Genomic DNA, 7,890 nt, shown 5'->3' with positions numbered 1-7,890 from the left:
CAATACAGAACTAAATCCTTTGGATAAATTAATTGTCTAACTTTTTGGGGTCAGTACATACAACACCTGAATATTATGCGTTTTAATTTTTCTTCAATCCATTACAATAGACAAAGAAATCAATTTCTTATAAGTAAAGGAATTTGAAGATAGCTACTGCTGCAATAGGTGCTACTACTGGTACCCAAGAATACCACCATTTTGAATCGCCTTTATGCTCACCAAGAACTGATTTTGGAAGGAAAGCATGAAGGAGACGTGGTCCCAAGTCACGGGCTGGGTTCAAGGCAGGTCCTGTAGGTCCACCAAGTGATGTTACCAAAGCCATAACGAGGAATCCAAGTGCCAAGTGAGCCACAGAAAGTCCTGAAGCAGTGTGTGGAGCCACCTGTGCTTTAATAGCCAAGTCAGAGAAATCAACTGTTTGTCCTGCTTGTGTTGCCATTTGTTTCATGTATTGAAGCACTTCAGCACCAAAGAAGTTTTTAGTCAAACCAAGAGCTGCAAAGAACAAAACAAATGAACCAACAAACTCGTTAATCAAACCATTGACAGTTGCTGCATAGCAACTTTCTTTTGTACCATGGTCAATACTTGAAATAGTTGAGAAAGTTCCCAAGATGTTATTTGAGTTTTCAGTTTTCAAGTAGAATGGACGGTGTGTTGCCACAACTAAGGCTTGACCAAAGATAGCACCCAAAACTTGTGCGATGATATAAGGCGCAACTTGTGCCCAAGGGAAAAGACCGCTAACTGCAAGTCCTAGAGTGAAGGCAGGGTTGATGTGGTTTCCAGATACGTTACCAAACATTAATGCTGGGATCATAACCCCCATACCATAACCAACAGCGATAACGATCCAGCCACTTTGGTGACCTTTCGTACCTTTAAGTTCAACGTTGGCAACTGCACCATTTCCAAGAATGATCAAAATAGCAGTTCCCAAAAATTCAGTGGCATATTTAATTGCCCATGTGAAATCCATTTGATAGATTCTCCTTAAAATTTTTTAGATATCTTTTAGCAACTACTTTCCCGAAAGATTGTGACAGAAAACGATTCCAAAGCTTATAAAATAATCTTTGTTTTCAAGATATTCCCAGTTCATTCTGTTATCTGCGCTAATCTGATGTTTTTATATCAATTCCTCCTGATACATAGTATAGGGAATAAGAAGTATCTTTCCCATTCACAAATAAGAGTTTTGCTATGAAAACAAAACTCTATCCTTCTAATGATACAATCTTAACCTGATTTATATAAAAATTCTCGTCACATTGCCATAAAACCTCAGCCATATTTTTGGAGGAAATGGATTTATCGTGATCTGCTCTAATTGTGAGATTATAAGTACTTTCATTTCTGTCCATATCAATATTTAAATTATAAAATCCCTTCTGTTCAATGAGAATATTCAAGGTATATATGGGAGGTTTATTGGTTACAAATCCAGTCATTCTGATATAATAATGGGTATCGCTTTTCAAAAATTTGGAGCTGCTTTTCTGAACAGAGACTACAATTAGACTACAAAATAAGCCTAGAAAAGCAAAACCTGCTCCAATCGCCATTCCAATATCTGCAGTTGCCCAAATACCAGCTACTGTGGTGACAGCACTGATTTTTTATCCCTCATGAAAATAATACCACTAACAATCTGGACCGCAACCCTAGAAGTATCATCATTAGGCGTATCTAAAAAAGCTTCTTTTGATAAAATCATCATTAAATTTGCAGTTAAGACAACCAAAATATGAGTCTTTCTCCCAGCCCGCTTGTGCTTACACTTTCTTTCATAGCCAATTATAAAATCGGAAAAACAAGACAATAAAATGAGAATAATATGTCGGACTTCAATCAGTAGAGCTATCGTATCAAGCATTATTTCCCTCCTCTACCACTCATAATTTTATATTATAGTTCTAGTTAAAACTTTTTTCAAGAGAATATACTTATACTTCGAATTCAAACTGCGTCAACGTCGCCTTTCCATATATATGTGACTGACTTCGTCAGTCTTATTTACAACCTCAAAGCAGTGCTTTGAGCAGCCTGCGGCGAGCTTCCTAGTTTGCTCTTTGATTTTCATTGAGTATTAGTTAAAAACAATACATTTTAAAAATAAAAAACCGCAGTTATTGTCGAGTAATAACTTGCAGTTTTCTGTAATATATTAATTCTTACAATCTCTCAAACAGTTCTTGCATCTGCACATCATCTGGAACCAGTTTTAAGTAAGCTTGTGCATTGACTTTTGCTTCCTCAAAGTAGCCCAATTCACGCAAGAGATAGATATAGTGTTCCAGAAATTCGGGATTGTTCTTCAAATCTCCTGCCAACTCTTGGTAATGCTCATAGGCAGTATCCAAATCGTCCATTTCTTGATAGGAACGAGCAATCATCCACTTGGTCAAAGGATTTTCTGGCTCCTCACTTTGCAAGTCTATAATATCCTCATAACGCTCCTGCTCCAGATAAATAGTGGCTAAACGAAGCAAGATTTCTTCTGTATCCTCAGCGTCTGCTTTTGCAGTAAGGAGATAATTTTCTGCACCACTAGCATCATGCAATTCATAAGAGAATTGCGAAGCAGCTAGCAAGAGACGAGTTTCAAAGGGATTTTTCTCCAACCCTTGCTTAGCGATACGCAGGGCTTCTTGAACTTGATGTTCCTTATGTAAGGCCTGACTGTACCCATACTCATATCCTTCAAAATCAGGAGAAATGGTATCAAGCTGCTTAAAGTAGAGGGTGGCTTTTTGATATTCTTCTTGATCAAAGTAAAGACTGGCCAGCTCAAAAGCTGTTAGGTCATCGTATTCTAACTCCAGAGCTTTTTCTAAAAACTCAGTAGCCGTTTCAAATTTCCCTAACTGGGCATAGGCAAAGCCAATTCGTTGATAGGTAGAAATGCCTGTTTGCTCATAAATAGTACGATTATCTAACTGGGCATAGCCTTGAATAGCTTCTTGGTAATTTTCCAACTCACTATCCAACTCTGCTAAGCCCAATATCAAGAGAGGATCCTCTGAGTAAGTCAAGGCCTCCAATAATTTCTCACGCGCCACATCTGTCAAACCTTCCATCTGGTAAAGGTCTGCTTTTAGAGTCAAAGCCGAAACATACCAGTCACTGTCAGCTTGGATTTCCTCAAGGTAAGCGAAGGCTTCCTCGATTTGACCATCCTCGCTAGCAATTGCAGCTAGATTAAGATGAACCTCTGGAAAATCCTCTACGATTTTCAGGTAAATTTCCTTGGCCTGAGGATAGAAACCAATCCCTTCAAGATAAGTTGCCAACTCATACAGAAGATCACTTGAATCATTTTCTAAAGCTTTGGCGAAATAATGCTCAGCCTTAGTTAAATCTTGCTCCTCCAAAGCCTGTAACATCTGTTGACTATTGTTCACTCTTCCCTTCCTCTCCCTCTAGTTCATATAGGCCACTGACTACCTTATACCATTCAAAAATCGCTGAAATGACAACCTTAGCAGAGGCATAAACTGGAATACCGAGTAAGACTCCCCAAATACCAAACATAGATCCTGAAGTTAACAAAACAAAGAGAACATTAATGGGATGGATATTTAATTGACTTCCCAAAATCAATGGAGAGACAAAACGGCCTTCAATAGTTTGTTCTACGATAAAGACAATCACTACTTTTAAAAGCATGACTGGTCCAGCAATCAAGCCCAATACTAGGGCAGGAAGCATGGCTAGAAAGCTACCAAGATAAGGAACCAGATTTAAAATACCAGCAGTAACACCAAGCGTAACCGCATAGCGTAGACCGATAATCTTGAAGAAGATCATAAACATTACTGCTACAATAATAGCCACTGTCACTTGTCCTCGAACATAGTTGGACAACTGTTGATTCACATCTGATAAAACTTGTCCAACAGGTTCTTTCAATTTTCTTGGCATAAATTGGGTCAAATAGTTACGCAAGCCTTTCCCATCACGCAAGAGATAAAAGAGCATGAAAGGAACGATAATCAAGGCAACAATAACTTGAGATGCCCCGCTAATAAAGGCACTCACCCAGTTGACTGCCTGAGATGAAACCTTACTTGCCCAAACTGTAGCCTGGCTAGAGAAGTTTGTCAAAACTTGCTCTAACTGAGGTCTGAAATCATCTGGCAGGTGCTGGGCTACCAATCCATTAACAATCCTATCTATATCTTCTAAGTAAACAGGAACGTTTCTTGCAAAGGTCAAAACCTGACGTTGCAGATTTGGAATGGCGACTGCCAAGCCCCAAATGATAAAGAGAGCGATGATGACAAAGACAATAGTGATAGCTATGACGCGATTAACCTTATGCTTCTCCATCCAATCAACAATAGGATTCAGTAAATAGTATAGTAAACCAGACAGAATGACTGGCAACATCACAACCGCTAAAAAGTCCAAAACAGGTGAAAATAGAAAACTAATCTTACTTAAAATAAAAAGATTCAGTCCCAATAATAAGGTTACTAAAAATACCGTAATGGCCTTGTTATCTAAAAACCACTTAAAAAACCAAGATAGGCTAAAATGTTTCTCTTTTTGCTCCATAAATACTTCCTTTCTATCGTTCTCTCATTATACCATTTTTAAAGCAAAATAACTCTTTTTTAAAGTGCTTACATGGAGACAGCGACATAAAAAAATCCCCTCAACAGAGGAGATTCGATTAGTCTTGAATATGACGGTCTAAGTTCTTCTGATAATCAGCATTTGATTTGGCTTTTTCATCAGCAAATTTCTTACGGAACTCATCCATTTCTTTAGACGTTACAATCTTGTCTTGTAATTTTTGGTACTTGTAGCTGTGTTCACTTGTCTTATCACCTACCCAACCATCTGCACCGCTACCTGGAACTTTCTTCGTTATTAGCATTTGGGCACCATCTGAGTATACAGGAATAACCAAGGCACTATCTGTTAACCAAGCTTGAGCTTTAGCATATTTAGAATAACGTTTTTGCAGATCTGTTTTCTCACCACTAGCATCCGTAATTAACTCTTTAAACTTATCTAAACCAACAGCTTTGATTGCCGGATTATCTGTACCTGGTGCTACACCAAGTGCTCCTAGAAGAGTTGGGCCAGATGTTGGATCAAATACATCTAAATAGGTTGATGGATCTGCATAATCAGGACTCCAACCACTATTTACATTGATATCCCAATCAATATTGTCAGTTGATGTTGCAAATACTGTCATATTTCCCAATTCATCATCAGAAACTTGTTGAATGTCAATCACTATATTTTCAGAGCCTAAGGCTTCCTCAATGGATTGTTTATAAGATTGGGCTTGACGAATAAAATCTGTCTGAGTAGAGGAAACTGGAAGGTCTAAATGAACGGGGAACTGTACTCCATCGGCTTGAAGTGTTTTCTTAGCAACTTCAAATTTAGCTTTAGCCTTGTCTACATTATGAAGTGAATCTTGTGCATCATCAAGACTCACGTCTTTCCAAGCGCTATCCAACTTATCCAGTTCTGCCTTAGCTACTTGCCCAAACGACTGCTCTCCAACTTGGACAAATGTTGGAGGGGTAAAACTTGTACGTAATTTACGAGGTGCCACTTCGTCCCCAAATACTTGAGATACTGCAGCCGTACGATCTGCAGCGAAAGCCAAGGATTGACGGAAATCTTTATTCAACAAAGCCTTTTTAGTGGATGATTTTTCCGCATCACTTGTTTTAGCAGTATGGTTATAAGCTACACGATCAATATTAGTAGACATATAGAATACGCCACCTCTTTGTTGACCATATACAATATTATCCTTGTATTTTTCTTTTAGACGTTCATAATTGGCAGAATTTTTAAAGAGAGGAGCAGCTGGATAATGTCCCTCATCAAAACCACGTCCAAGAGAATCGGCATCCTGACCATCAAAGAACGACAATTTAATATCATCAATAAAGACATTTTGCTTATCCCAATAGTTTTGATTTTTGGTCATCTCAATAGAAGATTTAGATGTCAATCCCTTGAGGAGGTAGGCACCATTATAAAGAATGCTTGTTACATCAGTCGCCTTCCCAAAGTCATCTCCTTTAGAAGCCAAAAAGTCCTCGCTAATTGGGGCAAGAACGCCCATTGTTGTCTTGGAATTCCAGAAAGATTCTGGATGGTTCAAAGTGTAAACAACCGTATAATCATCTGTCGCTTTTACACCAACAGTAGAGAAATCTGTTGTTTTCCCATTTACATAGTCATCCAATCCTTTGATAGAATCCTGTACCAAATAGAGAGCCTGTGATTTCTTATCAGCTGCGTGCTTCAGACCAGTTACAAAGTCCTGAGCTTTGACTTCACCATACTCTTCGCCTTCATTGGTATACCATTTGACACCCTGACGGATTTTATAGGTATAAGTCAAACCATCTTTTGAAACAGTCCAATCTTCTGCAACTGATGGAATCAGATTTCCATATTGGTCATTTTCAAGTAGACCGTCAATAACGTTCCCTGTGACCTGTTTTGTACTCTTGTTACCAGAAACTGTATAATCCAGAGTCGTAGGGTCTGTAGAGAAGACATAGGTATAGGTAACAGGTTTAGTAGCATCTTTACCACCTGTTGAGCACGCTACTAGCATAGCCGCCGAGAGTATAGCTACACCAGCTGCTAGAAAAATTCGTTTTTTCATAGTAAGGACTCCTTTAAACATTTTATGAATTCATTATAGCACTTTTAAGAAGAAAAGTAAGGAAAACAATCTCAATATTATTATATTTTTCAAAAAAACAATCAATTATTTTTTTAAAGTGCTTACATCTAATTGGATGTCTTTAATTGACTTGTTTTTGTGATATAATAGTCTTATCTTTATATAGAGGTAACGTTATGAAAGAAACTGTTTATTTTGGAACTTACACACGTCGTACTTCCCAAGGGATTTACAAGGCTGACTTTGATACAGAAACTGGTCAGCTTTCAAACCTAGAACTTTTTGCAGCTGAGCCAAGTCCAACCTACCTTGCCTTTGACCAGCACCAACATTTATACACAGTTGGTAGTCAAGACGATAAGGGGGGCATTGCAGCCTATCAAACTGACGGGACTTTGTTAAATCATGTCGTTGAGGAGGGAGCTCCCCACTGTTATGTTGCCGTTGATGAAAAGCGTGATTTGGTTTACGCAGCCAACTACCACAAAGGACAGGTACTTGTTTATAAACGTCAGGAGGATGGTAGTCTTCTACTTAGTGATATGGATCAACACAGTGGCCAAGGTCCACATGAAAATCAAGCTTCCCCCCATGTTCACTATACAGATTTAACACCTGACCACTATCTAGTAACCTGCGACTTAGGAACTGACCAAGTTATTACTTATGACCTTGATCAAGAAGGGAAATTATCTAAGCTCTATACCTACAATAGTATTCCTGGAGCTGGTTCTCGTCATATTGTTTTCCATAACCACTATAAAATCGCTTATCTCATTTGTGAACTCAATAGCACTATCGAGGTTTTAATCTACGATGGCGTTGGCGAATTTGAACGTATGCAGGTCATTTCAACTTTACCAGAAGCTTACGAAGGCTTTAATGGAACCGCTGCTATTCGTCTCTCTAAAGACGGTAAATACCTCTACGCTTCTAACCGTGGCCATGATTCTATCGCAGTATATACCATCCTTGCGGATGGTAGCTTAGAATTGCTAGAAATCGTTCCAACGCATGGTCAGACCCCACGTGATTTTGATTTGACACCCGACCAAAAATTTCTCATTGCTGTCCACCAAGACTCTGACAATGCAACTATCTTTAAACGTAATTGTGACAATGGTCGTCTAGCAGAACTCTCCAACGACTTCCATGTTCCCGAAGCAGTCTGCATCCGTTTTGCTCCTTAATACTCTTCAAAAATCTCT

The 7,890-nt window shown here is 38.7% G+C and carries 7 protein-coding genes; 1 reads left to right on the top strand and 6 read right to left on the bottom strand.

What is annotated here, in order from left to right:
• Positions 1–127: 127 nt before the first annotated feature.
• The 6 genes from gla to HT714_RS03780 all read right to left on the bottom strand — a co-directional run bounded on the left by gla (position 128) and on the right by HT714_RS03780 (position 6,661).
• On the bottom strand, positions 128–985 hold the full coding sequence (gene gla / locus HT714_RS03800; RefSeq protein WP_173226509.1) for an aquaglyceroporin Gla: 858 nt from the start codon (positions 983–985) through the stop codon (positions 128–130).
• A gap of 238 nt (positions 986–1,223) precedes the next feature.
• Positions 1,224–1,571: a hypothetical protein gene (locus tag HT714_RS09640; protein WP_240146938.1), complete on the bottom strand. Its 348-nt coding sequence runs from the start codon at positions 1,569–1,571 to the stop codon at positions 1,224–1,226.
• A gap of 29 nt (positions 1,572–1,600) precedes the next feature.
• A complete protein-coding gene (locus HT714_RS09635) occupies positions 1,601–1,882 on the bottom strand; it encodes an MgtC/SapB family protein (RefSeq protein ID WP_240148095.1) in 282 nt (93 codons plus the stop codon).
• A 298-nt stretch (positions 1,883–2,180) separates the two neighbouring features.
• On the bottom strand, positions 2,181–3,410 hold the full coding sequence (locus HT714_RS03790) for a tetratricopeptide repeat protein (RefSeq protein WP_173226507.1): 1,230 nt from the start codon (positions 3,408–3,410) through the stop codon (positions 2,181–2,183).
• Complete coding sequence (locus tag HT714_RS03785; protein ID WP_173226505.1) at positions 3,400–4,566, bottom strand: AI-2E family transporter; 1,167 nt, start codon at positions 4,564–4,566, stop codon at positions 3,400–3,402. The genes HT714_RS03790 and HT714_RS03785 overlap by 11 nt, the downstream gene beginning before the upstream one ends.
• Positions 4,567–4,684: 118 nt before the next feature.
• Positions 4,685–6,661 (bottom strand): peptide ABC transporter substrate-binding protein, encoded by a 1,977-nt coding sequence (locus HT714_RS03780; RefSeq protein ID WP_173226503.1) that lies wholly within the window; start codon positions 6,659–6,661, stop codon positions 4,685–4,687.
• A gap of 197 nt (positions 6,662–6,858) precedes the next feature.
• Between HT714_RS03780 and HT714_RS03775 the strand changes: the two genes are divergently transcribed.
• Positions 6,859–7,872 (top strand): lactonase family protein, encoded by a 1,014-nt coding sequence (locus HT714_RS03775; RefSeq protein ID WP_173226501.1) that lies wholly within the window; start codon positions 6,859–6,861, stop codon positions 7,870–7,872.
• Positions 7,873–7,890: the final 18 nt, after the last annotated feature.

Origin of the sequence: Streptococcus sp. 3705, from assembly GCF_013277145.1 — a bacterium.
Taxonomy (GTDB): domain Bacteria; phylum Bacillota; class Bacilli; order Lactobacillales; family Streptococcaceae; genus Streptococcus.
This window is presented reverse-complemented; position numbering and strand designations above follow the sequence as displayed.

Coding starts and splice junctions, on each gene's coding strand:
- HT714_RS03780 (WP_173226503.1), bottom strand. CDS start 6,661: ATGAAAAAACGAATTTTTCTAGCAGCTGGTGTAGCTATACTCTCGGCG.
- gla (WP_173226509.1), bottom strand. CDS start 985: ATGGATTTCACATGGGCAATTAAATATGCCACTGAATTTTTGGGAACT.
- HT714_RS09640 (WP_240146938.1), bottom strand. CDS start 1,571: ATGGCGATTGGAGCAGGTTTTGCTTTTCTAGGCTTATTTTGTAGTCTA.
- HT714_RS03785 (WP_173226505.1), bottom strand. CDS start 4,566: ATGGAGCAAAAAGAGAAACATTTTAGCCTATCTTGGTTTTTTAAGTGG.
- HT714_RS09635 (WP_240148095.1), bottom strand. CDS start 1,882: ATGCTTGATACGATAGCTCTACTGATTGAAGTCCGACATATTATTCTC.
- HT714_RS03775 (WP_173226501.1), top strand. CDS start 6,859: ATGAAAGAAACTGTTTATTTTGGAACTTACACACGTCGTACTTCCCAA.